Below are 25,707 nucleotides of genomic sequence, written 5' to 3'. Positions count from 1 at the left end.
GTTGTGAGAGTCGGCTCGAAGGAGTAGCTCCGCCCATGCCGTCAGCAACCAGCACCACCCACCGGGCACCCGAGGTCCGGGTCCCCGCCCGGGAACAGCCCGCCTCCGGGCGGCTCTTCCTCCTGCTCATCGCCGTCTGCACCGCCGTCACGGCCGCCAACATCTACCTCGCGGCCCCGCTGTTCCCCCTGATCGCCCACGACTTCGGCACGGTCCCCTCGGCCGTCACCTGGATCGCCTCGGTCGCCCAGTTCGGCTATGCGGCCGGCCTGCTCTTCTTCGCCCCGCTCGGCGACCGCGTCAACCGGCGCCCGCTGGTCGCCCTGCTCTCGGTGGCCACGGCCGCCGCGCTGGGGCTCGGCGCGGCAGCGCCCGGCACCGCCGCCCTCGCGGTCGCCGTCTTCGTCGCCGCGGCGGCGACCGTCATCCCCCAGCTGCTCGTCCCGCTGGTCGCCGAGCGCGCCCCCGCCCACCACCGTGCCCGCCATGTCGCGGCGGTCATCGCCGGACTGTTCACCGGCATCGTCGGCGCCCGGGTGGTCGGCGGACTCGCCGGGCAGGCCTTCGGCTGGCGCTGGGTGTTCGCCGGGTCCGGCGCGCTGACCCTCGTCCTGGGTCTGGCCACGGCACTGGCCCTGCCGTCGGAGCGGCGCCCCCGCACGGGAGCGCTGTTCGCGGGCATCGCCGAGCTGCCCGGGCTCGTCCGCCGCTCGCCCGACCTGTGGCGGGCGTGCATACGCCAGGCCGGCATGTTCGGCGCCTGGAGCGCCCTGTGGACCTCGCTCGCCCTGCTGCTGACCGGCCCGGCGTACGGCCTGTCCACCGCGACCGCCGGTCTGTTCGGCCTCTTCGGCCTCACGGCCACCGCGGTGGCCCCGCTCGCGGGCGGCCTGGTCGACCGCTTCGGCGCCGCGAAGGTCGTACGGTCCGCGTATCTGCTCGCGGCCGTGTCCGTGCCGCTGTTCTGGCTCGGCGGGCACGTCCTGGCCGCGCTGTTCGTGGCCGCCGTCGCGATCCACGCCGCCCTGGTCGCCTCCCATGTCGCCAACCAGACGCTGGCCCTGACGACCACCTCCGCCCCGGCCACCGCGAACACCGCCTACGTCGTCGCCGGCTTCACCGGAGGCGCCCTCGCCTCGACCCTGGCGGGCCTGGCCTTCAGCCACTGGGGCTGGGGCGGGGTCAGCGCGGTGGCGGGGGTGTGGCTGGCGCTGGGGTGGGCGACCACGGCGGTACGGCGCTGACCCGCACGCCTGCAGTACGGCCGCCCACCCCTCGTCCGGCCAGAGGCCGGTGACGTCCTCGGTCAGAGGCTGGTGACGTCCAGCTCCCCCTCCGCGTACCGCCGGCGCAGCACCTTCTTGTCGAACTTGCCCACGCTCGTCTTCGGCACCGCCTCGACGATCGTCCAGCGCTCGGGGAGCTGCCACCTGGCGATCTTCCCCTCCTCGGCGAGGAAGGTGCGGAGGGCCTCGAAGCCGACGCTGGAGCCCTCCTTGAGGACGACCGTGGCCAGCGGGCGCTCGCCCCACTTCTCGTCGGGTACGGCGACCACAGCGGCCTCGGTGACATCCGGGTGGGCCATCAGCGCGTTCTCCAGCTCGACCGAGGAGATCCACTCGCCGCCGGACTTGATGACGTCCTTGGCGCGGTCGGTGAGCGTCAGGAACCCCTCGGGGGAGATGGTGCCGACGTCGCCGGTCTTCAGCCAGCCGTCCTCGCTGAACTTGTCGGCGGGGCGCAGCGGTTCGGCGTCGGGGCCGTTGTAGTAGGCGCCCGCGATCCAGGGGCCGCGCACCTCCAGCTCGCCCGCCGACTCGCCGTCCCAGGGCAGGCGTTCGCCGCCGGGGCCGGTGAGGCGGCCCTCGACGCTCGCCGGGAAGCGGCCCTGGGTGACGCGGTAGGCGAACTCCTCCTCGGTGCCGACCGCGTGGGCCGGCGGGCGGGCCACCGTGCCGAGCGGGGAGGTCTCCGTCATGCCCCAGGCGTGGCAGACCCGCATGCCGAGCTTGTCGAAGGCCCTCATCAGGGCGGGCGGACAGGCGGCGCCGCCGATGGTGACCTGGCCGAGGGTGGAGACGTCCCGGGGGCGGGCGGTGAGTTCGGCGAGCAGGCCCTGCCAGATGGTGGGGACGGCGGCCGCGTGCGTCGGGCGCTCCCCCTCGATCATCTCGGCGAGCGGAGCGGGCTGCAGGAAGCGGTCGGGCATCAGCAGGTTGACGCCGCTCATGAAGGTGGCGTGCGGCAGGCCCCAGGCGTTGACGTGGAACTGGGGGACCACGACCAGCGAGGTGTCCTGGTCGGTCAGGCCCATCGACTCGGTCATGTTGACCTGCATGGAGTGCAGGTAGATCGAACGGTGGCTGTACACCACGCCCTTGGGGTCGCCGGTCGTGCCGGAGGTGTAGCACATCGCGGCGGCCTGGCGTTCGTCCAGCTCGGGCCAGTCGTAGGCGGTGGGCCGGCCGGCGATCAGCTCCTCGTACTCGTGCACCCGCGCGGCGGCGCCCCGGAGCGGGGAACGGTCACCGGGGCCCGAGACGACGATGTGCTCCACCGTCGGCAGCCCGGCCAGCAGCGGCGCGATCAGCGGGATCAGCGAGCCGTTGACGATGATCACGCGGTCGGCGGCGTGGTTGACGATCCACGTCAGCTGCTCGGCCGGGAGGCGGAGGTTGAGGGTGTGCAGGACCGCGCCCATGGAAGGGATCGCGAAGTAGGCCTCGACATGCTCGGCGTTGTTCCACATCAGCGTCGCGACCCGGTCGTCGCCCCGGACGCCGAGTTCGTCCCGCAGGGCGTGCGCCAGCTGGGCCGCACGAGCGCCGACCTCGGCGTAGGTGCGGCGCTGCGGCTCGCCCTCGCCGGTCCAGGTGCTCACCCGCGACCTTCCGTGGACCGTCGCTCCGTGGGTCAGGATCCTCGAGATCAGCAGCGGTACGTCCTGCATGGTGCTCAGCACGGCGTCCTCCATGGCGACATTGCCTACGCGGGAGTAGAGGTTGCGCTGATTCTGCGCACATACCGCGCGGTATGTCACTAGGGGAAGCGAAACTGAGGCCTAGCGCACCAGTCCGAGCTCGGGATCCTCGCGCAGCTTGCTCAGGGCCCGGGAGACCGCCGACTTCACCGTGCCCACTGAGACCCCGAGCACCTCGGCCGTCTGGGCCTCGCTGAGATCCTCGTAGTACCTGAGGACGACCATCGCCCGCTGCCGCGCGGGCAGCTTGGTGATCGCCCGCCACATGGCGTCGTGCAGCGCCTGCCGTTCGGCCGGGTCGTCCTCGCCGGGTACGGGCTCCGGCTCGGGCAGCTCGTCGCAGACGTACTCGTCCACTCTGCGCTTGCGCCACTGCGAGGTCCGCGTGTTCAGCAGGGCCCGGCGCACATAGCCGTCCAGCGCCCGGTGGTCCTCGATCCGCTCCCACGCCACGTAGGTCTTGGTGAGCGCGGTCTGCAGCAGGTCCTCGGCGTCGCTCGGGTTCGCGGTCAGCGAGCGCGCGGTACGCAGCAGGACCGGCTGGCGGGCCCTCACGTACGAGGAGAACGACGGGTATGCGTGGGTCTGCCGCGCTGGTGCGGCGGCGGCCGAGGCGCTGGTGCAGACGAGTGTGGTCATGGCTCCACGCTAGGAGCGGACCGCACTCCGGCGGATCGGCCCCAGGTCCCGAAGCAGCGTCCCCCTCAGGTTGTACGGGTGGGGTTGCCTACACCTCCTGAAGGTGGACTGCGGGGTGACCGCGTCTGCGGGTTCACCCCTGAGGACGCTCACCCGTCGGCCGCCAGGACCAGCCCCGACGTCGGCACCCCCGTACCGGCCGTCACCAGGGTCCGGGCCGCCCCCGGTATCTGGTTCACCGCCGTGCCCCGCAGCTGGCGCACCGCTTCCGCCACGCCGTTCATCCCGTGCAGGTAGGCCTCCCCGAGCTGGCCCCCGTGCGTGTTGACCGGCAGCCGCTCCTCCGCCACGAGATCAGCCGCCTCGCCCTTCCCGCAGAACCCGAACTCCTCCAGCTGCATCAGCACGAACGGTGTGAAGTGGTCGTACAGGATCCCCACGTCGATGTCGGCCGGGCGCAGTCCCGACGTCCGCCACAGCTGGCGGGCCACCACGCCCATCTCCGGCAGGCCGGTCAGGTCGTCCCGGTAGAAGCTGGTCATCTGCTCCTGTGCCCGGCCGGCGCCCTGCGCGGCCGCCGCGATCACGGCGGGCGGATGCGGCAGGTCCCGGGCCCGTTCGAGGGAGGTCACCACCAGGGCCTGGCCGCCGTCGGTCTCCTGACAGCAGTCCAGCAGCCTGAGCGGCTCCACGATCCAGCGGGAGGCGGTGTGGTCGGCGAGGGTGATGGGGCGGCCGTGGAAGTAGGCCGCCGGGTTCGTCGCCGCGTACTTCCGGTCCACCACGGCCACGTGCCCGAACACCTCGGGGGTCAGCCCGTAGGCGTGCAGATACCGCTGGGCCGCCATCGCCACCCAGGAGGCCGGGGTGAGCAGCCCGAACGGCAGCGCCCAGCCGAGCGCGACGCCCTCCGCCGACGGCTCCCGGTGCTGCACGCCCGCGCCGAATCTGCGGCCCGAGCGCTCGTTGAAGGCCCGGTAGCAGACCACCACCTCGGCCACGCCGGTCGCCACCGCGAGCGCCGCCTGCTGGACGGTCGCGCAGGCCGCCCCGCCGCCGTAGTGGACCCGGGAGAAGAAGGACAGCTCCCCCATCCCGCAGGCCTGGGCCACGGTGATCTCCGGGCTGGTGTCCATCGTGAACGTCACCAGACCGTCCACGTCCGCCGGGGTGAGCCCCGCGTCGTCCAGCGCGGCCCCCACCGCCTCCACCGCCAGCCGCAGCTCACTGCGGCCGGAGTCCTTGGAGAACTCGGTGGCCCCGATGCCGACGATCGCCGCCCGGCCGCCGAGGGAGTCCCGGGTGCGCACGCTCATGACGCGGCCTCCCCGTCCGGCACGAAGGACGATGCGGGGACGCTGACCGTGACCGTGCCGGTCACATGCCGGCCGATGGCGTTGGCCCCGACCACGCGCACCGTCGCCGTGTCGCCGTCGACCTCCTCGACCCGGCCCGTCAGCACCATCGTGTCCCCCGGATAGTTGGGCGCCCCCAGCCTGATGGCGACCTTGCGGAGCACCGCCAAGGGGCCGAAGTGGTCCGTGATGTACCTGCCGACCAGCCCGTTCGTCGTCAGGATGTTCATGAAGACGTCGGGGGAGCCCTTCTGCCGGGCCAGCTCCGCGTCGTGGTGCACGTCCTGGTAGTCCCGGGAGGCGATCGCCCCGGCGACGATCAGCGTGCGGGTGATCGGGATCTCCAGCGGCGGCAGCTCGGCACCCGCCACCGGCCGCTGCGCCCGCGTCTCACTCCCCATGCGCGATCAACTCCCCCAGTTCCTGCAGCACTTCGGCCCCGCATCCCAGGTGGGCGTCCAGCTGCCGCCCCCACAGGAAGTGCCGGTGCACCGGATGGTCCAGGTCGGCCCCGGCCCCGCCGTGCAGATGCTGGCCGATGTGGACGACCCGCTGGCCCGCCTCGGAGGCCCACCAGGCGGCGGTCAGCGCGTGCGTGGCGTACGGCAGCCCCGCGTCCCGCCGCCAGGCTGCCTCGTACGCCGTCACCCGGATCGCCTCGGTGTCCATGTGGGCGTCGGCGGCGCGGAGTTGGACCGCCTGCCGGGTGGCGAGCGGGCGCCCGAACTGTTCTCTGGTGTTCGTGTGCGCCACCGCCCGCGCCAGCGACCCGGCGCACACCCCGGCCTGAAGGCCGGCGAAGGCGGTACGGGCGGTGGCGAGGACGTCGGCACAGGCGTCGGTGCCCGGGCCGCCGAGAGGTTCCGCCGGGGCGCGGTCGAGGGTGAGACGGGCCGCGGACCAGGGCGCCGTCAGCTCCACCGGCGTGATCCCGGTGCCCTCGCCGAGCGGGGCCAGCCACAGGTGCCGGTCGGCGTCGGCGACCAGGACGTGGGTGGCGTCCCGGAGCCAGGGGACGACGGGGACGGAGCCGGTCAGGTCGCCTCGCGCGGCGGCCCGTACACCTCCCTGTGCGGGAAGCGCGCCGGCGACCACCACCGAGCCGTCCTCGATGCCCGGCAGCAGCCGCTCCCGCTGCTCGGGCGTGCCGTGGGAGGCGACCGCCAGGAGGCCGTACACGCATGTCGCCGCATAGGGCACCTGGGCCGTCGTGCGCCCCTGTTCCTCCAGGAGCAGCACGAGCCCGAGCAGGCCCAGTTCCGTCACGGCGCCGACCAGGCCCGCCGTGCACAGGGCCTTGAACAGCTCGGGGTCGCTGCCGGTGCCTGCGGCCTTCAGCCACTCGTGGCCGGCGAGGTCGCCGAAGATCCGCGCGGCCAGGTCACGGGCCTCGGCCTGGGCCTCGGTGGGCGTGAAGTCCATGTCACCCCTCGCCTTCGACGACCCGGAAGACGGGCAGGACCAGTACGCCCTCCGCATCTTCGTAGGGCATGTACTCCACCCGGACCGGCAGGCCGATGCGCACCTTGTCGTACGGCGCCCCCACCACGTTGCTCACCATCCGCACACCCTCGGCGAGTTCGATCAGGCCGACCGCGTAAGGGGGCTCGAAGGCCGGGAAGGGCGGGTGGTGCATCACCACGTACGAGTAGACCGTGCCCTCGCCGCTCGCCTCGACCGTGTCCCAGTCCGGGCAGCCGCAGGCGTTGCAGCCCGGCAGCCAGGGGTGGCGCAGGGTGCCGCAGCCCGTGCAGCGCTGGATCAGGAGCCGGTGCCCGGCCACGCCCTCCCAGAAGCCGGCGTTGTCCCGGTTGACCACCGGGCGGGGGCGCCGGGGACGCTCGGCCGGGGGTGTGCGGCGGGCCGGGGCGTACTTGAGGATGCGGAAGCGGTGGGTGCCGGCGAGTTCGCCGTCCACCCGTACGTCCATGCGGGTCGTGACGAAGTACCCCGTGCCCAGCTTCGTCGTCTTGCGGTCGGAGACCGACTCGATCACCGCGTCGAAGGTGACCTCGTCGCCCGGGCGCAGGGGCCGTAGATACTCCTGCTCGCAGTCGGTGGCCACCACCGACGTACAGCCCGACTCGTCCAGCAGGGCGAGGAGTTCGTCGTAGGCACCGGCGCGGCCCCGGTGGCCGGAGAGGCCGCCCATCGTCCATGCCTGGAGCATGGTGGGCGGGGCCACGGCGTCGGGTCCGCGGTACGCCGGGCCGGTGTCGCCCATCGCCTCGCACCAGTGCCGGATCATCGGCGCGTTCACCGGGTCCCTGCCCACCCCGGCGACGGCGGCGGGCCGGCCCTCGTAGGCCTTGAGCCGCCTGGCCACCTCGTCCATCCGCTCGCTCACCTCCGCCCCCGCGTCATCCCGAGCCGCATCGTCGCGACGATCTCCCGCTGCACCTCGCTCACCCCGCCCCCGAACGTGTTGATCTGTGCCGCCCTGTTCAGCCGCTCCAGTTCGCCGCCCTCGAACGCCCCCGGCGATCCCGAGCGGACGAGTCCCGCATCGCCGACGATCTCCTGACACATGCGATACGTCGCGACAGCCGATTCCGTTCCCGCGACCTTCACCGCGCTGGCGTCGCCCGGGGCCAGTCGGCCCGCCCCCACGTCCCCCACCAAACGCCAGTTGAGCAGGCGCGATGCCGACAGCCGGGCGTGCACCTCGGCCAGTCGGGAACGCACCCACGGCTCGTCGATCCGGCGCCTGCCGGTCACCTGATCGGGGGTACGTGCGGCGGCGAGCGCCGCCGCGTAGAACTCCTCGGCCTGCATGCCGATCGCGGCGAGGGCGACCCGTTCGTGGTTGAGCTGGCTGGTGATCAGCGACCAGCCCTCGTTCTCGGCGCCGACCAGGTTCCGGGCGGGGACGCGGACACCGTCGTAGTACGTGGCCGTCGTCGTCTGCCCGCCCACGGTCTCGATCGGCGTCCAGGAGAAGCCCGGGGCGTCCGTCGGGACGAGGAGGATGGAGATGCCGCGGTGCTTGGGCGCGTCCGGGTCGGTGCGGCAGGCGAGCCAGATCCAGTCGGCGTGCTGGGCGCCCGAGGTGAAGATCTTCTGCCCGTCGATCCGCCAGCCGTCGCCCTCCCGAACGGCCCGGGTCCGCAGCGAGGCGAGGTCGGTACCGGCGGAGGGCTCGGTGTAGCCGATCGCGAAGACCAGGTCACCGGCGAGGATCCGGGGCAGGAAGTGGGCCTTCTGGCGCTCGCTGCCGTACTTCATCAGCGTGGGCCCGACCGTGTTGAGCGTGACCATGGAGACGGGGGCGCCGGCCCGGTAGGCCTCGTCGAAGAACACGAACTGCTCGTCCGCGCCCCGCCCCTGACCGCCGTACTCGACCGGCCAGCCGAGTCCCAGCCGGCCGTCGGCGCCGATGCGGCGCAACAGGGCGCGCCCGTCGACCCGTTCGCCCGCCTCGGGCATCACGGTCCGGAAGTAGGCACGGAGTTCGGCGCGCAGCCGCCGCTGCCGCTCGGTGGGGGCGAGGTGCACGGCGGGCCCTCCCGGCCTCGCTTGCCTGACGGGACGGTTTCTGACTGTCCGTCAGATACTCCGCCCTGTCAAGGTCGTCCACCCGGAACCACGCACCAAAAAACGCCTGCGCGGCGGCACCGAAGCACCGCCGCGCAGACGCGTTACGACCCCGAAGCACACCCCGCGAGGACCCTCAGCGAGAGGGGCCCCGCCCCCGGCTCACCACAGGTTGGTGAAGTGGACGGCGACGTTCTCGTTGCCCTGCTGGAGAGCCGTCCAGGCAGAGCCGTTGACCTGTGCGGTGTTGCTCTGGTTCGACGCGCCGGAGCCGACCGCGTTCTGCTGGGTGGTGGACGAGTTTCCGTGGTTGTCGTGGCCGACACCGCTGCCGATGACGCTCGCCACGCCGGCGTTCGATCCGTTGTCCGCGAAGGCGCCGTTGTCCGCGGCAGCGACACCGGTGAAGAGGGCGGCTGCGAGCGGAAGTGCGGAGACGGCGGCGAGAACGCGGGCGGTACGGATGCTTGCCATGTTTGTTCCTCCAGAACAGAACACTCTCGGCGCCGAGGCCGAGGATGCGTCATTTAAGGCTTGCACCAAGGCAGTTGGCCGACCGCCTCGGGTTTTCGTGAACGACGTCGCGCATCCAGAGTTGCCCACCGAATCCCCGGCGAACCACCTCTGAAGACCTGATTCGCACGCAAGCGTGATGACAAGTCGATAAACCCCTATCGCCATCTTTGGTCATCTCACGTCACAAAACGGCACAGACAAGACCTTCACCCATCAAGGACCACAAGAGGGGAATCGTTCCGGCACGTTTCCGGCCAACCTTCTCGGCCCGGCGCGTCGCCGCAGCCCCCTCTTCCCTTTTTCGAACACGAGTACGAACATGGAGGTATGGCCACCACCGACCGGCAGGCCACGACGCTGGCCCTCGCACACGCCCTGTCAGCCGCCGAACGCGGACTGGCCGTCATCCCCCTGTCCCGGACGAAACTCCCGGCCCTGCGCTCCCCGCACCGCGACGCCCCGGAACCGGTGGAGCCGCCCTGTCACGGCGAGTGCGGCCGCTTCGGTCACGGCGTGTACGACGCCTCCACCGACCCGGTCCGCATCCGCGAGCTGTTCGCCGCCGCGCCCTGGGCCACCGGCTACGGCATCGCCTGCGGGCTGCCCCCGCACCACCTCATCGGCGTCGACCTCGACACCAAGTCCGGCACGGACTCCTCGGCCGCACTGCGCGAACTGGCCCTGCGACACCTGTTCACGATCCCCGAGACGGTCGTCGTCCTCACCCCGAGCGGCGGCCGCCACCTGTGGCTGACCGGCCCGCCGGGCACCGTCGTCCCCAATTCGGCCAGTCGGCTGGCCCCCGGCATCGACATCCGGGGCGCCGGCGGCTATCTCGTGGGCCCCGGCTCCCGCACCGCCCACGGCGTGTACGCCGCCGCGCCCGGCACCGCGCACCTGGCCCCCGCCGCCTGCCCGCCGGCCCTGCTACGACTGCTGCTGCCCCCGCCCCGCGCCATCCACCCGGCGACCACGGCCACCAACGACCACGGCCGCGGCCTGGTCCAGTTCGTCCTGACCGCACACGCGGGCCAGCGCAACACCCGCCTGTTCTGGGCGGCCTGCCGCGCCCACGAGAACGGCCTCGGCCCCGCCCTGCTCGACGCCCTGGTCGAGGCGGCCGTCCACACCGGCCTGTCCGAACGCGAGGCCCGCGCGACGATCGCGTCGGCGGCCCGGATGACGGGGCATCGGGCGTGAGGCAGGGGCACCGGGGCGGGGGCCGCGGCGCCTACGGCGTGTAGACCTGGTCCAACCGGTCGATGGAACCGTCGGCGCCGGTCTCGTACTTGAACACCAGGCCGGAGTCGGGGTGCGCCTTGACCCAGTCCTGCAGCTCCCCCACGCCGATGCGCTGGTTCGTGCTGCTACCGGTGATGGGGTTGGTGGCGGTGACGTACGCGGCCTGGTCCATCGCCCAGCGGGCCTCCTCGCCGCTGACGACGAACGGCTTGCCGTCGCTGTCCTTGCCGGCGCATCCCCAGGCGCCGTGCTGGATGACGAGGTTCACCTTGCCGGTGCTGCCCGGGAGTTCCTCGATGCGGTACAGGGCGAACTCGTCGGGGTCGTAGTGGTCCGGGTCCGGCGCCTTGGTGACGCAGTCGGCGGCCGGTGCCGCGGTCTTGCCCGCTCCGCTGCCCTTGCCGGCGGGCGTCGCGGCCGCGGTGGCGCCCGAACCCGCCGTGCTCCCACCGCTCTTGCCGGTGCCGGTGCCCTTGCCGCTTCCCGTGCCGGTGCCGGTACCGCTGCCCTTGCCGGTGCCACCTGCCGTGCCGGACGTCGCCGAACCGGCCGTGGCCCCGGCCTTCGGCGAGTCGGAGGCCCCCGCAGCGGTGTCGTCCCCCTGGCATCCGGTGAGTACGGCGGCCAGCGCGACGGCCGTGAGCGCGACGACGACGGGTCTGAGGCGATGGGCATTCATCTGGGACGTCCCCCCTGTGCACGGGCGGCCCGACCGGCCGCTCCCGGATCGGGACCGTAATGCCCTGCCCGTGCTCACCGCACCACCGGAACAGCCCGTGTCACGAACTCGGGACAGTGTCGTCACCACGCACGAATCATGTGACGTGCACAGGCCAGGACCGGAATGCCCCGTCCCTGGGGCAACAGCAACGGCCCCGGACCGGTTCGCCCGGTCCAGGGCCGTTCAACCACGCGGTGGGTGTGGGATTTGAACCCACGGTGGCATCGCTGCCACGACGGTTTTCAAGACCGTTCCCTTAGGCCGCTCGGGCAACCCACCTCAGCCTCCGCCCACCCGGGGTCGGAGCGGGTACAGCGTACCGGGAGCGGAGCGGGCCGTGGGGCGTGGTCCGCCCAGGAGACGCCGTCGGCCGATCGTGTGCCGGACCGGCGGGACTTTCCCGAGAGGCCGCGCCCCTGCGCGCGCGTGCGGGTCAGCTGTCGCCCGCCCGGGAGCCGAGGGTGAGGTCCACCGTGTGCTCCTGGCCGCCCCGCGTGTAGGTGACCGTGACCTTGTCGCCGGGCTTGTGGGTCCAGATCTCGCCGATCAGGGTCGGGCCGCTGTCGATCACGTTGTCGTCGAGCTTGGTGATGACGTCCCCGGGCTTGAGGCCGGCCTTGTCGGCCGGGCCGCCCGACTCGACCGCGGCGGCGCCGCCCGCGCCCTGGTCGGTGATCTTCGCGCCGTTGGTGGACTCCTCCAGGGAGACGGAGGCGCCGATCTTGGCGTACACCGGCTTGCCGTTCTTGATCAGCTGCTGGGCGACGTACTTGGCCTGGTTGATCGGGATCGCAAAGCCGAGGCCGATCGAACCGGACTGGCCGGAGCCGAATCCGCCGCTGCCGGTGGACTGGATCGCCGAGTTGATGCCGATGACCGAGCCGGAGGCGTCCAGCAGCGGGCCACCAGAGTTGCCGGGGTTGATCGACGCGTCGGTCTGCAGGGCGCTCATGTAGGACGCCTTGCTGGACGAGCTGCCGTCGCTGGAGGCCACGGGGCGGTTCTTGGCGCTGATGATGCCCGTGGTGACCGTGTTGGACAGCCCGAAGGGGGCGCCGATGGCGATGGTCTCGTCGCCGACGGCCACCCTGTCCGAGTCGCCGAGGGTGAGGGGATTGAGGTCGGAGGGGGCGTTCTTGAGCTTGATGACGGCGACGTCGTAGCCCTGCGCGTGGCCGACGATCTCCGCGTCGTACTTCTTGCCGTTCGGGAAGGTGGCCGTGAGCTTGCCGCCGTCCACCGCTTCCGCCACCACGTGGTTGTTGGTGACGATGTGACCCTGCTTGTCGAAGACGAACCCGGTGCCCGTGCCGCCCTCGCCGCTGGTGCTCTCCGCCTCGATGGTGACCGTGCTCGGCAGCGCCCTGGCGGCCACGTTGGCGATCGTGCCGGGCGCGCGCTTGACCTGGGAGGCGCTGCTGTCGGACGCGGAGACGGTGGTGGAGCCGTTGTCGTTGTCCTTGGCCAGGGTGTAGCCGAGGCCGCCGCCCAGACCGCCCGCGACCAGCGCGGCCACCAGGACCGCGGCGACCAGTCCACCGCGCCCGCTGCGGGGCTTGGGGGCGGGCTGCTGGTACGAGGCACCCCACACGGTGCCGGAGCCACCGGAGCCGGCGTCGCCGTAGGCGGGCGTGGCCGGAGGCGGCCAGGTGCCGTCGGGGGCGGGGCCGGGGTAGCCGGCCGGGGGCTGGTGTCCGTCGGGCGCCGGGCCGGGGTAGCCGGCGGGCGGCTGGTGTCCGTCGGCCGGATTCTCGTGTGCCGGTGCGGCCTGCGCCGTACCCTGCTCGGGCGCGCCCGGAGGCACCGGCGGGAGCTGGGCCGTCGGCGCCCCGTCGGGCACGGGGCCCTGCGGGGAGGCTGCAGGAGATGCCACCGGCACGGGAGGTACGGACGGCGCCGGGGGTACCGCGTTGCCCTCGTTCTCGGTGCTCACAGCTCTTCTCCTCGATCCACGGCTGTTGACATAGGTCGCACTCGGTCACGCTCGTTCATGCTGTCGTCGGTCCGTTGCGAACAGCTGTGCATGGTCCTGCGTCGTGCTTGTATGCAGTCAGCTTTTCCCACGGGCCGTCAGAGCACCATAAGCGGTGGCTGTGGGTCCAGGGTCATCCTTTACATAGGACCTATCCGGCAAAAGTTACATAAAAGGGCATGGCGGGTGCCCCCGTCAGCCGCACGGACGCCCCCGCGCCGCCCCGTGTAGCCCGCGCGGGTGGCACCATGACGCGGTGACCCACGCACCACAGCACCCCATCCAGGTCGTCGCCCACCGGGGGGCCTCCGAGGACGCGCCCGAACACACCCTGGCCGCCTACAAGAAGGCGATCGAGGACGGCGCGGACGCCCTGGAGTGCGACGTACGGCTGACCGCCGACGGCCATCTGGTCTGCGTCCACGACCGTCGGGTGAATCGCACCTCCAACGGCCGCGGGGCCGTCTCCGCCCTGGAGCTGGCCGATCTCGCCGCTCTGGACTTCGGCTCCTGGAAGACGCGCGAGGCCTGGCGCGGACGCGACGAGGAGCCCGACTGGGAGCACCGTCCGGAGGACCCGGCGGACACCTCCGTACTCACCCTGGAGCGACTGCTGGAGCTGGTCTCGGACGCCGGGCGGCGGGTGGAACTGGCCATCGAGACCAAGCACCCCACGCGCTGGGCCGGACAGGTGGAGGAGCGGCTGCTGCACCTGCTGAAGCGGTTCGGGCTGGACGCGCCGGCCTCGGCCGCCGAGTCGCAGGTGCGGATCATGAGCTTCTCGGCGCGCTCGCTGCACCGCGTGCGGTCCGCGGCGCCGACCCTGCCGACGGTCTACCTGGTCCAGTTCCTCTCGCCCCGGCTGCGCGACGGACGGCTGCCGGCGGGCGTGGGGATCGCGGGCCCCTCGATCCGTATCGTGCGCAACCACCCGGCGTACGTGGAGCGGCTGAAGCGCGCCGGCCACCAGGTCCACGTCTGGACCGTGAACGAGCCCGAGGACGTCGACCTCTGTGTCGAGCTGGGCATCGACGCCATCATCACCAACCGCCCGCGCGCGGTGTTGCGGCGACTGGGTCGCTGAGCGGGAAAGCGGGCCTCAAGAGCCGGGTAAGGACCGGTGCACACCCCTTGACCCGGCCGGCCCGGCTCGACCATCCTCCATTCTCGGCCACACCACTGACTTCCAGCCACCACGATGACAGGCCCGTCACAGGGAGTGCTCCGGCGCATTCGCTCCGTATGCGGTCGTTGCGAGTGCGTCACCGGAAGAGGATTGGCCGGTTTCCGGTACAGGCCAATGGGGCATCCACACCGTGGCGTGGGGCAAAGGAGGTCTCGGGGGTGGCGTTGGTGGTGGCACAGGAGGTGCCCACGTCGTCGAGCATGGCCGTACCCCATGGTCCTGCGGGCGTGGGGAAGGCACGACACCGGATGCGTGCGCAGCTGCGCAGCGGCGGGGTGTCGGAATCGGTCATCGACGACGCCGTACTGATCCTTTCGGAGCTGTTGAGCAACGCCTGCAAACACGGGCGGCCCCTCGACGACGCTCCACCCGGGGACGGCGACGTACGTGCCGCCTGGCGGGTGGACACGCGCGGGCGGCTCACCGTGGAGGTGACGGACGGCGGCGGCCCGACCCGCCCGGCTCCGGCCACTCCGTCGGTCACCGCGCACGGCGGCCGCGGGCTGAACATCATCACTGCTCTGGCCGACGACTGGGGTGTCCGGGACGACATCCACGGCGAGGTGACGGTCTGGGTCGTGGTCAACGAGGACGTCCATGATCCGGATGCCGGGTGCCGCCCGGACGGTTTCGCTACGCGCGTCACCTCCCCCGCGGTTCCGGCCATGGCGGAACTGGACTTCGCGGACGCGTTCGACGACCTGGACTGAGCGTCGGGGACCCGCGGACCGGGACCGCCCGAGCCGGGTGGAGGCACGGGAGTTGTCCACGGGTTCACCCCGTCGGAGTCGCCCAAGTGTCCGTTGTCCACAGGTTCCCGTCGGCCGTGGCGCGAACGGCTAGGCTCCCGCCCGTACCAGACGCGCCGTAACCGGGAGACCCCACGATGGCCAAGAAGCGACCCCAGACGAAGGCCAAGCCGCAGATCACGGACGGAGAGATCCCGGTTGTCGGCGCCCGCGAGCCCTGCCCCTGCGGCAGCGGCCGGCGCTACAAGGCGTGCCACGGCCGGGCCGCCGCGCACGCCGCGACCGAGCTGGTGCAGCGTCCGTTCGAGGGACTCCCGGGCGAGTGCGACTGGGTGGCGCTGCGCGAGCTGGTGCCGGCCGCCACGGTGGAGCTGACCCTCATGAGCGGCCTGCCCGAGGGCGTCCCGTCGGTCACGCTCGCCACGGTGCTGCCGATGGCCTGGCCCGCGCTGCGCCGCGACGACGGCTCGGTCCTGCTCGGCCTGCAGAACGACACGCCCTCCGGCGACATCAGCCGCGACCTCGCCGACACGCTCCAGCGTGCGCTGGAGGCCGCGCCCGGCACGCCGGTGGAGGGCCGCCGCGCCCCCGCCGGGGGTCCGCGGCTGCAGGACCTGCTCGACCCGGAAGGCGCGTTCGAGCCAGTTGTGCACAGCGGCTTCGAGTTCTGGGTGCCGGACGCCGAGAACGCCACCCCGGACGTGGCCGCTTCCCTGGAGCGGGCCAACGCCGCGGCCATCCCGACCGTGAAGCTGTCCGGCGTGGACGCCGCCTACTGGTGCGAGACCCCGGAGAAGAACCACCTGCGCTGGGTCATGCCGCACCCGGAGGAGCAGCTTCTGGACGCTCTCGCCCGGCTGCATGCGGCGGGCCGCTCCAGCCTCGGCGAGGGCACCCGGCTGGTGGGCTCCTTCCGTGCTCACGGCATCACGGTGCCGGTCTGGGACCTGCCGAGCGGGGTCACGGCCGAGGACATCGAGAAGCCGGCCGCCGAGTTCGCCGAGCGGCTCGCGGCCGCCCTCGCGGCCACCGAGCCGCTCACGGCCGACGAGCGCCGCGCGCGCGGCGGCCTGACCAACCGGCAGGTCACGCTCAGCTGACCGCCCCGGGGCACGTGTCACAGCTGAACGGTCGGTCAGCCGTGACAGCGGTGCCCGGAACAGGTGACTCCTGTCACAACTCCCCGTCGTGACAGGGAAATCGTTGTCCGAATAGCCGAGATCGAATTTGCGAACCGCCGATCTCTTGTTACCGTTCCAGTAGCCCGGTTGCTGGTGCATCCCCCGTCGCCAGCAACCGGGCCTTTTCATGTCCGCGTCCGGTGTACAGCGCGTCGGGGAGCGTCAACTCCCGTTCGTCTCCTAGGAGTTGCTGCCCGAGTGCAGCAACAGCGGCCCGTCGGCACCGTGCGCGGAGAACTCGGCGACGGCGGTGTAGCCGTCCAGCGAGCCCCGAGTGCGTTCGCGGGGTGTCTCACAGGTGGCGGGCTCGTCGTCGGCGTCCGTGGCGCAGTGCGTCTGCACGGTCCGGCCGCCCGGCTCCATCAGGCTCAGCACGGCGTTCACGGCCTTGCCGGTGGTGTTGCGGTAGTAGGTACGCGCCCAGGTGTCCTCGCCCTGGGTCAGCACACAGGTCTGCGCCTCGACGCCCTCGGGGGAGGAGAGCTCCGGTCCGCAGCGGGCGGCGGTGGCCAGGCCCAGGCCGAGCAGCAGCGGGGAGCGCGTGGGATCGATGGAGGGCATCTTCGCGTCCTCGTCCGAGGACGCGGACTTGGACGACTTCGACGACTTCGACGCCTTGGACGACGGCGCGTGTACGCCGGACCGGCCACCCGGCGCCGGAGGCCCCGCGGCGTCGCCCACCTGCCCCGCGGACGCCACGGCCAGTGGCAGCACGACGGCGGCCACCACGACGCCCGCGAGGGCGAGCAGACGAAGCCTTCGGGGGTCCGGCCCGCCGCGGTGCGGCGAACGAGTGCCCGGGCCCCCAGAAATGCGCAGCATGTAGCGGAAGATAACGACCACGGGCGGACATCGGGCGGCCCCCGCGCCCGACACCCCTACAACTCGGGTGCGCTCACACCCGTACGAGTGAGGGCGTCGACCACCGCGTCCACCACGGCCTCCACGTCGGGCACCCAGGGCGAGGCCGAGCCCGGCAGCGGCGCACGCTCCCAGCGGACGGCGCCGTGGCCGGTCTCGGAGGGGGGCAGGGCGAGGTAGCCGCCCTCGCCGTGGAAGCGCAGCGAGCCGGGCACGAAGTCCTTGGCGTAGAGCAGCTCGCCGAGCTGCTCCATGGAGTACGGCTTGACGAGCACCGACCAGCGGGTCGGTGCGGCGATCACCGGGCCGAGGCGCATGCCCCACCGGTCGAGCAGGTCGAGGGCGCGGGCCGCCGCCGGCGCCGGCAGACTGACCGCGCAGGGCGCGTTGCCGCCGGTGGCGAGGATGATCGGCGCGCCCGGCCGGTTGGTCCACCACCAGCGCACCATGCGCGCGTCGGTGGTGGCGGCGAGCAGGCCGGGGTCGAAGGGGTGCGCACCGGGCACCGTGCACTCCGGGTCGGGGCAGGCGCAACGGGCCCGTCCCTGCGGGTCCGGGGCCACGCCCGGGAGCACGGGCCACTGCCATTCCGTCGCGAAGGTCAGGGCCGCGCTGATCAGCTCAGGCCTCCCGTCTTTCCGCCTGGACAGGAGCCTGCGTCGCCTTCCGAGGATCTCGCGCATGAGCGCTCGTTCCTTTCCGTTGCACCGCTGGCAACACCGTGGACCACATCACACCATGTGTCGATCACTGCACTGTGCGTACCTGTTGGCGCATCACACCCCTGCGCATGGCAAGGGGAACCCCAAGAGGTCGAGCGTTGGCCGCGTCCGTAGTGCGTCTATCAAAAGCACGAGTGCGGCGTAGGGGTGGCGAAGTCTGGCGTTTTGCCGTCGCGCGTATTTCTCTCCGCCTCCGCCAGGGAGGATGGGGCTCGGCCGTCGGTGGCTATGACGCCCGGGTCCGTCGCCAGGTTCCGGGTGGCCCCCAACCACCCCTGGCCTTCACCGAGTACGTACCCATCACGACCGCTGTGACGCTCAGTGGAGCAAGGCCAGTCGACCGCAATGGACCGATACCTAAGGCAGTTTTAAGCCAACTTGGCAGTAAGGCAAGGGTTTCGGAAGAAACCCACATCAGACCCATGGACACCAGGAATCCCTGCAGGACAATGCTGGACATCCCCTCACGAGTGCGTGTACATGTGGAGACACCGCCAGCGGCGCAGAATGACATGGGGGTTTGCGATGCTTCTGAGCAATACGCACCGGTCTGAAAGCCGGACGCCATGAGCGCCCCGCATCCTCCGAAAGTGGCTGGAATCGATTCAGCGGTTCCCCCACCCCCACACACTGTCGCGCCCACACCCGCCGCCCCGGGCGCCGGCGCCTCCCCGGACGCCGCACTTCCGGTCAAGAACACCCCCGCCGCCGCCCCCGGCACCCTGCTCCAGGACCGGCTGGCCGGCTGGGTCTCGGACCTCACGACCCTCCACGAACTCACCGAACGCCTGTCCCGCACGGACGCACTCGAGCCCGCCCTCGAGGAGCTGCTGCGCGCCGGAGCCGCCCTCGTCGGCGCCCGCCGCGGCCTGGTCGTCATGGAACCCGCCGACGGACTCGGCCCCCGCACCACCCTCGGCCTCGGCCTCGGGCGCGCCGACCTCGGCCACCTGGAGACCGTGCCGCGCGGCTCGCAGCCCTACGACCCCCTCCCCGGCACCGGCACCGGCACCGCCGAGATCGTGCACGCAGACCTGTTCGCCGAGGACGGCCTCGACCCCCGCCACCGCGAGGTGGCCGCCCGCCTCGGCTACGCCGCCAGCTACGCGCTGCCCCTGACCGCCGAGTCCGCCGGCCGCCTCGGCGCCGCCGTGTGGCTGTACGACGAGCCCGCCGAGCCGGACGAGCACCACCGCCACCTGATCGGCCTGTACGTCCGCCACGCCGCCGAACACCTCGCCCTGCTGGTGGAAGTGGAGCGCACGCGCGCGTGCGCGGCGACCCTCGCCGAGGAACTGCTCCCCTCCCGGCTGCCGCGGGTGGCCGGCGTCCAGCTCGCCGCCCGGCACCGCACCGGCCCGCGCGGCGGCGGCGACTGGTACGACGCGCTGCCCCTGCCCGACGCCGCCCTCGGCCTCTCCGTCGGCTCGGTCACCGGCTCCGGACCCAGCGCGGTGGCCGCCATGGGCCGACTGCGCGCCTCCCTGCGGGCGTACGCCGTGATGGAGGGCGAGGACCCGGTCGCCGTCCTGTCCGACCTGGAGCTGCTGCTGCGCCTGACCGAGCCCGCCCGCTCGGCCACCGCCCTGTTCGCCTACTGCGAGCCGGCCCTACGCAAGATCACCCTGGCCGGCGCCGGGCACAGCCCGCCCCTGCTGATCGGCGAGCGCCGCACCGAGTTCGCCGAGACCTCCGTCTCCGCGCCGCTCGGCATGCTCGCCTGCTGGGAGGCGCCGAGCGTGGAGATCCAGGCCGAAGCAGGAGAAACCGTCCTGCTCTACACCGACGGGCTGCTGCACCGCACCGGCGACCCCATGGACCGCGCCTTCGCCCGGCTGCACACGGCCGCCGCCAGCATCCCGCGCACCCTGCGCCGGGACCCGGGAGCGGTCGCCGACCATGTGCTGCGCACCGTCCTGCCCGACGGCCTGGACACGGCGGACAGCGAGGAGGACGTGGTCCTGCTGGCGGCCCGCTTCGACTGAGAGCGCTCCCGTACCGCCTGGCATGGGTGGGCATAACAGGTCTTCCGGCCCAGGCCGCTTTGTGTACGACCGTACGATGATGGAGGTCCCCGCTCGGCCACAAGCATGAGCGTCGCGGGCCCGGGGGGAGATCACATGCGTACCGAGGAGGATCACGTGTCCGACGAGCTCAACCCGGCTGTGCCCGATGAAGCTGCTACCGCAGCGGGCCCGGAAGCTGAGTCCGAGGAGCCCATCAAGCAGCGGAAGAACGGCCTGTACCCGGGCGTCTGCGACGAGCTGGCCGAGAACATGAAGTCCGGGTGGGCCGACACCGAGCTGCACGACCTGCAGCCGATCCCGCAGGCCGCCGAGACCGCCCGTCGCCGTGCCGCGCTCTCCGCGCGCTTCCCGGGCGAGCGCCTCGTCATCCCCGCGGGCAACCTGAAGACCCGCTCGAACGACACCGAGTACGCCTTCCGCGCCTCGGTCGAGTACGCGTACCTCACCGGCAACCAGACCGAGGACGGCGTCCTCGTCCTGGAGCCCACCGCCGAGGGCCACAAGGAGACGATCTACCTCCTGCCCCGCTCCGACCGCGAGAACGGCGAGTTCTGGCTCTCCGGCCAGGGCGAGCTGTGGGTCGGCCGCCGCCACTCCCTGACCGAGTCCGAGGCGCTCTACGGCATCCCGGCCTCCGACGTGCGCGAGCTGGCCGACAAGCTGCGCGAGGCCACCGGCCCGGTGCGGGTCGTCCGCGGCCACGACGCCGGTGTCGAGGCCGCCCTGACCGACAAGGTCACCGGCGAGCGCGACGAGGAGCTGCGGGTCTTCCTCTCCGAGGCCCGACTGGTCAAGGACGAGTTCGAGATCGGCGAGCTGCAGAAGGCCGTCGACTCCACCGTGCGCGGCTTCGAGGACGTCGTGAAGGTCCTCGACAAGGCCGAGGCGACCAGCGAGCGCTACATCGAGGGCACGTTCTTCCTCCGCGCGCGCGTGGAGGGCAACGACGTCGGCTACGGCTCCATCTGCGCGGCCGGCCCGCACGCCTGCACGCTGCACTGGGTCCGCAACGACGGCCCGGTCCGCTCCGGCGACCTGCTCCTGCTGGACGCGGGCGTGGAGACGCACACGCTGTACACCGCCGACGTCACGCGCACGCTGCCGATCAACGGCACGTACAGCGAGATCCAGAAGAAGATCTACGACGCGGTGTACGAGTCCCAGGAGGCCGGTATCGCGGCCGTGAAGCCGGGCGCCAAGTACCGCGACTTCCACGACGCCGCCCAGCGCGTGCTCGCCGAGAAGCTCGTCGAGTGGGGTCTGGTCGAGGGCCCGGTCGAGCGCGTCCTGGAGCTGGGCCTGCAGCGCCGCTGGACCCTGCACGGCACCGGCCACATGCTCGGCATGGACGTCCACGACTGCGCGGCCGCACGGACCGAGACGTACGTCGACGGCACGCTGGAGCCGGGCATGGTGCTCACCGTCGAGCCGGGCCTGTACTTCCAGGCCGACGACCTGACGGTCCCCGAGGAGTACCGGGGCATCGGCGTCCGCATCGAGGACGACATCCTCGTCACCGAGGACGGCAACCGGAACCTCTCGGACGGCCTGCCGCGCCGCTCCGACGAGGTGGAAGCCTGGATGGCGTCCCTCAAGGGCTGATATGACACTGATGGCCGGGCACCCGGAAGGTGCCCGGCCATCGGCGTGTCCGTACGCGTGCGCAGGATTCACGTGCCTAGGGGGAGGGTTTTCGTGGACGACTTCTGGTCCGGTGTGGGCGTGGACCTGCATCTGGAACCCGACGCGGCCGACGGCCGCCGGGTCGGTCTGGAACGGGCGCTCAGGGACGCCGTACGCGACGGGCGGCTCGCACCCGGCACCCGGCTGCCGGCCACCCGGCGACTCGCGACGGACCTCGGCATCTCGCGCGGCACGGCGAAGTCGGCGTACGACCAGCTGGTCGCCGAGGGCTATCTCACGGCCCGGCAGGGCTCCGGCACCCGGGTCGCCGAGCTGCCGGCCCTGCGGGAGGAGGCGCCGGGAACGGCGCCACACGCGCGTGCGCCGCGTTTCGACCTCCGGCCGGGCAGTCCCGACGTGGGCGCGTTCCCGGCCGCGGCCTGGCTGCGCGCGCTGCGCCGGGCCATAGCGACGGCGCCCTCACTGGCGTACGACTACGGCGACCCGCGCGGCCGGATCGAACTGCGCACCGCGCTCTCGGGCTATCTGGGGCGGGCGCGCGGGGTGCTCGCACCGCCGGAGCGGATCGTGATCACCTCCGGGTACGTCCAGGGACTCGCGCTCCTCACGCGCGTGCTGGACGGCGCCTCGATCGCGATGGAGGACCCGGGGCTGCCCTTCCACCGGGAGGTGGTGCGGCGCAACGGCGGGACCGTGCTGCCGGTGCGGGTGGACGAGCGCGGGGTCCGTCCCGCGGAACTGGGCGAGGCGGCCGCCGTGGTGGTCACCCCGGCCCACCAGTACCCGACCGGTGTGACCCTGCACCCCGAGCGGCGCCGCGCGCTCACCGACTGGGCACGCGCGCGCGGTGGGCTCATCGTCGAGGACGACTACGACGGCGAGTTCCGCTACGACCGCCAGCCGGTGGGCGCGCTGCAGGGCATGGCCCCGGGCCAGGTCGTCTACCTGGGCACCGCGTCCAAGACCCTCGGCCCCGCGCTGCGGCTCGGCTGGATGGTGCTGCCGCCACAGCTGGTCGACGCGGTCGCCGACGCCAAGCTGCACAGCGACCACCACACCGAGACCATCGGGCAGCTGGCGCTCGCCGAGCTGATCGACAGCCACGCCTACGACCGGCACGTACGCGCGTGCCGGCTGCGCTACCGGCGCCGCCGGGACCAGCTGCTGGACCGGTTGGGGGCGCGGCGGAACGTACGCGGCATCGCGGCCGGGCTGCACGCGCTGATCGACGTCCCCGACGAGGCCGAGGCGCTGGCCCGCGCCGAGGCGGAGGGACTCGCCGTCGGCCATCTGGGCAGCCACTGGCAGACCCCCGCCGAGGGCCGGCCACAGGGCCTGGTCGTCGGCTACGGCACCCCCCGGGAGCGGGCGTACCCGGAGGCGCTGGAGGTGCTGGCGAAGGTCCTGGACGGGGCCTGAGCAGGGCGGTCCGCAACGCCTGCCCGCGCTGGCCCGGTTGACCAGCGCGGTGGGCGACGGCACGTAGCAGGGCCTCTTCGGCACGGGTGTCACGGTGGCCCGCACCCTGGGGCCGCTGGTGGTGACCTCGCTGCTGCTGGGCTGGGGCACCCCGGGCTGGCTGCTGCTGGGCGCGCTGATGCCGGCGGCGGCCTGTGCGATGGGGCCGGCGGCCCGCCGGGCCGCCGGCCGTGCCGAGCGGACGGTCACCGAGCCGGCCCTCGCGGGCTGACCGGCAACGCGTCCAGGAACAACGCCCCCGCGAGCAGACCCGCGCTGCCCCGGGGGCTCCACGCGCGCGCGTGCAGGTCGGCGTCGAGCGCGGCCAGTGCCTCGGCGCCGGCCGCCGTCGCCGTACCGCCCGCCTCCAGGACGGCGCGGGCACCCGCCTGCACCTGCCGCAGGCCGATCGGGCCCGCGGTGTGCAGCAGTTCGGTGTCCTGCAGGGTGGACATCACGGTGAGCAGGGCGTCCAGCCGGGCCCGCGCCTCGTCGGCACCGCCCGCCCGCGCCACGCCCAACGCGTCCCACGCCCGCCGCACATGCGGAAACCCGGCCCGCGCCTCACCCCGCGCACCCGCGGCCCCGAACGTGACGGAGACGGCAGAGCCCCTGGTGGGCCGGGCCGGCGCCCCGCGGTCGGAGTGAGCGGCGATCTGCCGGGCGAGCGCGGTGATGCGGTGGGCGTGGGCGCGGGGGTCTCGGGCGGCCCTGCCGGGCTCGCGGACAGTCCCCGACGCGCCGACGGCCCCGGAGACACCGGCGGTCCCGGACCGGCGGGCGACCCCGGACGCGCGGGCGGCACCGCCGGCCCCACGGCCGGGCCCGCCCGGCACCGATCCACCGGCCCCGGATGCGCGACCGCCCGCACCCGGCGCCGAACCCCCGACGCCGGTCCCGCGACCGTCCCCACCCCTCCCCGACTCCACCGCCACCGCAGCGACCAGCAGGCCCAGGACCCACAGGGCGCCCCGGTGGCCGCCGCCCGCCAGGGTCACGGTGTGTTCGGTGCAGCGGCCGATCGCGCCGAGTTCCGCGCGGAGTGCCGGTGTGGGTTCGGCGGTGCGGCGGGCGGCGGCGGCCATGGCCGCGAGGCCGGGGGTGAGTGCCATGGCGGACCAGCGCAGGGTGCGGTGGTCCGCGTGGACGGTCCGGGCGTTCAGGTCGCGCGGGTCGGGCAGCCCCGGCTTGGGGGTCAGCGCCAGCTGACCGGTGAGCGCGGCCACGGCGGCCCGCGCCAGCGCCTCGTCCTCACGGGTGTTCATCGCCCTCCCCGGAGCCGTCAGGAGGACGCCGAGGGGGAGGGGGTGTCGGTCGGCGGAGCGCCCGTGGGGGCGCCGCTCGGTGGGGTGCCCCCGCCGCCGCTGCCCGCGCCGGTGTTCTCCGCGTCCGGGTCGACGCCCAGCGTCAGGAAGCCCTTGTAGCCCTTGGACGGGTCGCTCTTGTGCACGGGTTTGAGGGTGAGCAGGCCGCTGGAGGCGCCTCCGCCGTCGTAGACCATGTCGTCGGCCAGGGTGGTGTAGCTGCCCGTGTGCTTGGAGTACGGCTCCAGGGCGAAGATCTCCTCGGCGATGTCGTCGTCGAAGAACAGCTGGCCGGTGTGGTTGACCTTGCCGCCCTCGTAGGTGCCGTCCGCCTTCTCGCCGCCGGTGTGCACCTTGACGTGGATGTGGCAGGTGCGCGGGGTGTACCAGCCGGGGAAGATCGTCTCGAACTTCACGACCCCGTTGGCGTTGGCGATCTGATAGCCGCGCAGATACGTGTTGTCGTTCGCGCTGTCGCCCTCCGCGCTCTCGGCCGGGGCCGAGCCGCCCGGGTTGGCGGTGGTGTAGCCGGAGTAGTAACCCCAGGCGTCGCAGTGCCAGATCTCGACGGCCGCGCCGGAGACCGGCGTACAGCCGTCGGTGGCGTCCACGACCGTGAGCCGCAGGGTCAGCGGGACACCGCTCTTGCCCTCGGTGATGTCCTTGCGCACCAAGGCACCATCGAGGTAGTACGGCCCCTCCGTGACGCTCGACATCAGCTGCATGCAGGTGCCGCTGGTCGAGGTCGGCGAGGCCGTCGCGCTCGCCTCGGCGTCCGTGGCCGTGTCGGCGAACGCCGACTGGTAGCCGGCGACCGCGAGGCCGCCGGCCGCCACCGTGCCGCCGGTGACCGCGAGGGCCCGGCGCCGGGTGATCGAGGTGTTTCTGTGTTTTCCCGTCATGGCCGAGGAAGTTAGGAACGCCGCTTGTCAGTCCGATGGGCATGACCTGGGAAAGCGCTGTGAAGGAAGGGAAGTTCGAGAACAAGGCCGAAAAAGCATGCTTGGGCGAGAACGCGCCCTCAGGGGACCGGAGCGTGGTCGTGCAGCACGCGCTGGAAGAGCCGGCAGTCCCGCCATTCCCCGTTGATGTGCAGGTAATCGGGTGCAAGTCCGATCGCCTCGAATCCGCATTTCGTCAGAACCCGCTGCGAACCGGTGTTATCGGTCAGCGTGGACGCCTCGATCCGGTGCAGTCCGACCGTGTCCCGGGCGATCCGGCAGACCTGCTCCACCGCGGAGCTGGCCAGCCCCTTGTTCTGCTGGTCGGCGGCCACCCAGTACCCGAGATAGGAACTGCAGAAAGGGCCGTGCGAAATACCGGACAAGGTGATCGCCCCGACGATCCGGCCGTCCGGAGCCTCGAACAGCCAAGGCACCAAGGTGCCCTCGGCGAACTGCCGCAGCAGCCCGTCGATCCGCTCCGCCTGGCCCTCGGTGGTGAAGAAGGATTCCGGTCTGACCGGCTCCCACGGTTCCAGGTGCTTACGGTTCTCCGTATAGGCGGAGGCGAGCGCGAAAGCGTCGGCCGCGGCGAGCGGGCGCAGGATCACTCCGCCCGCTATTTTCTCGTGCTGCAATTCCATGTGTCTGCCATGCATGCGCGCACCATAGCGG

Annotated in this window: 24 protein-coding genes and 1 tRNA gene; 9 read left to right on the top strand and 16 right to left on the bottom strand. The window is 72.5% G+C overall.

All coding sequences use genetic code 11. The features are described from left to right. The first annotated feature begins 35 nt into the window (after positions 1-35). The gene (locus ACIRVH_RS15675) at positions 36-1,244 is read left to right on the top strand and encodes an MFS transporter (protein WP_403952879.1); all 1,209 of its coding nucleotides are present in this window, start codon (positions 36-38) and stop codon (positions 1,242-1,244) included. Positions 1,245-1,306: 62 nt separating this feature from the next. Here ACIRVH_RS15675 and ACIRVH_RS15670 read toward each other — a convergent pair whose 3' ends face one another. The 8 genes from ACIRVH_RS15670 to ACIRVH_RS15635 form a co-directional block, all read right to left on the bottom strand. Further along, positions 1,307-2,962, bottom strand: coding sequence for a long-chain fatty acid--CoA ligase (locus ACIRVH_RS15670; RefSeq protein WP_403953055.1), 1,656 nt, complete (start codon positions 2,960-2,962; stop codon positions 1,307-1,309). A gap of 99 nt (positions 2,963-3,061) precedes the next feature. Next, entirely contained in the window at positions 3,062-3,619 is a 558-nt protein-coding gene (locus ACIRVH_RS15665) for a SigE family RNA polymerase sigma factor (protein WP_403952877.1), read from the bottom strand. 149 nt (positions 3,620-3,768) lie between these two features. Then, positions 3,769-4,935 carry a lipid-transfer protein gene (locus ACIRVH_RS15660; protein WP_403952875.1) on the bottom strand — a complete coding sequence of 389 codons (1,167 nt, stop codon included), beginning with the start codon at positions 4,933-4,935 and terminating at the stop codon, positions 3,769-3,771. Further along, positions 4,932-5,375, bottom strand: a complete 444-nt coding sequence (locus ACIRVH_RS15655; protein ID WP_403952872.1) for a MaoC family dehydratase — start codon at positions 5,373-5,375, stop codon at positions 4,932-4,934. Before ACIRVH_RS15655 ends, ACIRVH_RS15660 begins: the two co-directional genes overlap by 4 nt. Beyond that, positions 5,365-6,396, bottom strand: coding sequence for an acyl-CoA dehydrogenase family protein (locus ACIRVH_RS15650; protein ID WP_403952869.1), 1,032 nt, complete (start codon positions 6,394-6,396; stop codon positions 5,365-5,367). Before ACIRVH_RS15650 ends, ACIRVH_RS15655 begins: the two co-directional genes overlap by 11 nt. A 1-nt stretch (position 6,397) precedes the next feature. Further along, positions 6,398-7,309: a bifunctional MaoC family dehydratase N-terminal/OB-fold nucleic acid binding domain-containing protein gene (locus ACIRVH_RS15645; RefSeq protein ID WP_403953052.1), complete on the bottom strand. Its 912-nt coding sequence runs from the start codon at positions 7,307-7,309 to the stop codon at positions 6,398-6,400. Positions 7,310-7,317: 8 nt separating this feature from the next. After that, positions 7,318-8,469 carry an acyl-CoA dehydrogenase family protein gene (locus ACIRVH_RS15640; protein ID WP_403952866.1) on the bottom strand — a complete coding sequence of 384 codons (1,152 nt, stop codon included), beginning with the start codon at positions 8,467-8,469 and terminating at the stop codon, positions 7,318-7,320. A 201-nt stretch (positions 8,470-8,670) separates the two neighbouring features. Then, positions 8,671-8,982, bottom strand: coding sequence for a hypothetical protein (locus tag ACIRVH_RS15635; protein WP_403952863.1), 312 nt, complete (start codon positions 8,980-8,982; stop codon positions 8,671-8,673). 369 nt (positions 8,983-9,351) lie between these two features. Here ACIRVH_RS15635 and ACIRVH_RS15630 point away from each other — a divergent pair, with 369 nt between their 5' ends. Next, the gene (locus ACIRVH_RS15630; RefSeq protein WP_403952860.1) at positions 9,352-10,224 is read left to right on the top strand and encodes a bifunctional DNA primase/polymerase; all 873 of its coding nucleotides are present in this window, start codon (positions 9,352-9,354) and stop codon (positions 10,222-10,224) included. Between the two features lie 31 nt (positions 10,225-10,255). Here ACIRVH_RS15630 and ACIRVH_RS15625 read toward each other — a convergent pair whose 3' ends face one another. The 3 genes from ACIRVH_RS15625 to ACIRVH_RS15615 all read right to left on the bottom strand — a co-directional run bounded on the left by ACIRVH_RS15625 (position 10,256) and on the right by ACIRVH_RS15615 (position 12,920). Then, positions 10,256-10,945: a hypothetical protein gene (locus tag ACIRVH_RS15625; protein WP_403952859.1), complete on the bottom strand. Its 690-nt coding sequence runs from the start codon at positions 10,943-10,945 to the stop codon at positions 10,256-10,258. 234 nt (positions 10,946-11,179) lie between these two features. Continuing rightward, positions 11,180-11,266, bottom strand: a tRNA-Ser gene (locus ACIRVH_RS15620). A 154-nt stretch (positions 11,267-11,420) separates the two neighbouring features. Further along, the gene (locus tag ACIRVH_RS15615) at positions 11,421-12,920 is read right to left on the bottom strand and encodes a S1C family serine protease (RefSeq protein WP_403952856.1); all 1,500 of its coding nucleotides are present in this window, start codon (positions 12,918-12,920) and stop codon (positions 11,421-11,423) included. Positions 12,921-13,215: 295 nt separating this feature from the next. Here ACIRVH_RS15615 and ACIRVH_RS15610 point away from each other — a divergent pair, with 295 nt between their 5' ends. The 3 genes from ACIRVH_RS15610 to ACIRVH_RS15600 all read left to right on the top strand — a co-directional run bounded on the left by ACIRVH_RS15610 (position 13,216) and on the right by ACIRVH_RS15600 (position 15,994). Continuing rightward, complete coding sequence (locus tag ACIRVH_RS15610; RefSeq protein ID WP_403952855.1) at positions 13,216-14,043, top strand: glycerophosphodiester phosphodiesterase; 828 nt, start codon at positions 13,216-13,218, stop codon at positions 14,041-14,043. Positions 14,044-14,216: 173 nt separating this feature from the next. Then, complete coding sequence (locus ACIRVH_RS15605) at positions 14,217-14,855, top strand: ATP-binding protein (RefSeq protein WP_403952853.1); 639 nt, start codon at positions 14,217-14,219, stop codon at positions 14,853-14,855. A 176-nt stretch (positions 14,856-15,031) separates the two neighbouring features. Then, a complete protein-coding gene (locus ACIRVH_RS15600) occupies positions 15,032-15,994 on the top strand; it encodes a DUF5926 family protein (protein WP_403952850.1) in 963 nt (320 codons plus the stop codon). 261 nt (positions 15,995-16,255) lie between these two features. On the opposite strand, the gene ACIRVH_RS15595 is transcribed toward ACIRVH_RS15600, so the two are convergent. Together ACIRVH_RS15595 and ACIRVH_RS15590 are read right to left on the bottom strand one after the other, a co-directional pair. Next, positions 16,256-16,897: a hypothetical protein gene (locus ACIRVH_RS15595; protein ID WP_403952848.1), complete on the bottom strand. Its 642-nt coding sequence runs from the start codon at positions 16,895-16,897 to the stop codon at positions 16,256-16,258. A gap of 56 nt (positions 16,898-16,953) precedes the next feature. Continuing rightward, a complete protein-coding gene (locus ACIRVH_RS15590; RefSeq protein ID WP_403952846.1) occupies positions 16,954-17,619 on the bottom strand; it encodes a bifunctional DNA primase/polymerase in 666 nt (221 codons plus the stop codon). 605 nt (positions 17,620-18,224) lie between these two features. Here ACIRVH_RS15590 and ACIRVH_RS15585 point away from each other — a divergent pair. The 4 genes from ACIRVH_RS15585 (at position 18,225) to ACIRVH_RS15570 (ending at position 23,019) form a co-directional block, all read left to right on the top strand. Further along, the gene (locus tag ACIRVH_RS15585) at positions 18,225-19,643 is read left to right on the top strand and encodes a SpoIIE family protein phosphatase (protein WP_403952843.1); all 1,419 of its coding nucleotides are present in this window, start codon (positions 18,225-18,227) and stop codon (positions 19,641-19,643) included. Between the two features lie 156 nt (positions 19,644-19,799). Then, entirely contained in the window at positions 19,800-21,287 is a 1,488-nt protein-coding gene (locus ACIRVH_RS15580; protein WP_403952840.1) for an aminopeptidase P family protein, read from the top strand. A 93-nt stretch (positions 21,288-21,380) separates the two neighbouring features. Next, the gene (locus ACIRVH_RS15575; RefSeq protein ID WP_403952837.1) at positions 21,381-22,748 is read left to right on the top strand and encodes a PLP-dependent aminotransferase family protein; all 1,368 of its coding nucleotides are present in this window, start codon (positions 21,381-21,383) and stop codon (positions 22,746-22,748) included. A gap of 94 nt (positions 22,749-22,842) precedes the next feature. Further along, the gene (locus ACIRVH_RS15570; RefSeq protein WP_403952835.1) at positions 22,843-23,019 is read left to right on the top strand and encodes a hypothetical protein; all 177 of its coding nucleotides are present in this window, start codon (positions 22,843-22,845) and stop codon (positions 23,017-23,019) included. On the opposite strand, the gene ACIRVH_RS15565 is transcribed toward ACIRVH_RS15570, so the two are convergent. The 3 genes from ACIRVH_RS15565 to ACIRVH_RS15555 form a co-directional block, all read right to left on the bottom strand. After that, positions 22,994-24,052, bottom strand: a complete 1,059-nt coding sequence (locus tag ACIRVH_RS15565) for a triphosphoribosyl-dephospho-CoA synthase (protein WP_403952833.1) — start codon at positions 24,050-24,052, stop codon at positions 22,994-22,996. The genes ACIRVH_RS15570 and ACIRVH_RS15565 overlap by 26 nt on opposite strands. 17 nt (positions 24,053-24,069) lie before the next feature. Further along, a complete protein-coding gene (locus tag ACIRVH_RS15560; RefSeq protein WP_403952831.1) occupies positions 24,070-24,993 on the bottom strand; it encodes an intradiol ring-cleavage dioxygenase in 924 nt (307 codons plus the stop codon). Between the two features lie 119 nt (positions 24,994-25,112). After that, on the bottom strand, positions 25,113-25,676 hold the full coding sequence (locus tag ACIRVH_RS15555) for a GNAT family N-acetyltransferase (protein ID WP_403952829.1): 564 nt from the start codon (positions 25,674-25,676) through the stop codon (positions 25,113-25,115). Positions 25,677-25,707 lie beyond the last annotated feature (31 nt).

Source organism: Streptomyces sp. NPDC101165 (assembly GCF_044768135.1).
In the GTDB taxonomy this organism is placed as follows: domain Bacteria; phylum Actinomycetota; class Actinomycetes; order Streptomycetales; family Streptomycetaceae; genus Streptomyces.
Note: the sequence above shows the minus strand (reverse complement) of the source record. Positions and strands in the feature narration are given on the sequence as shown.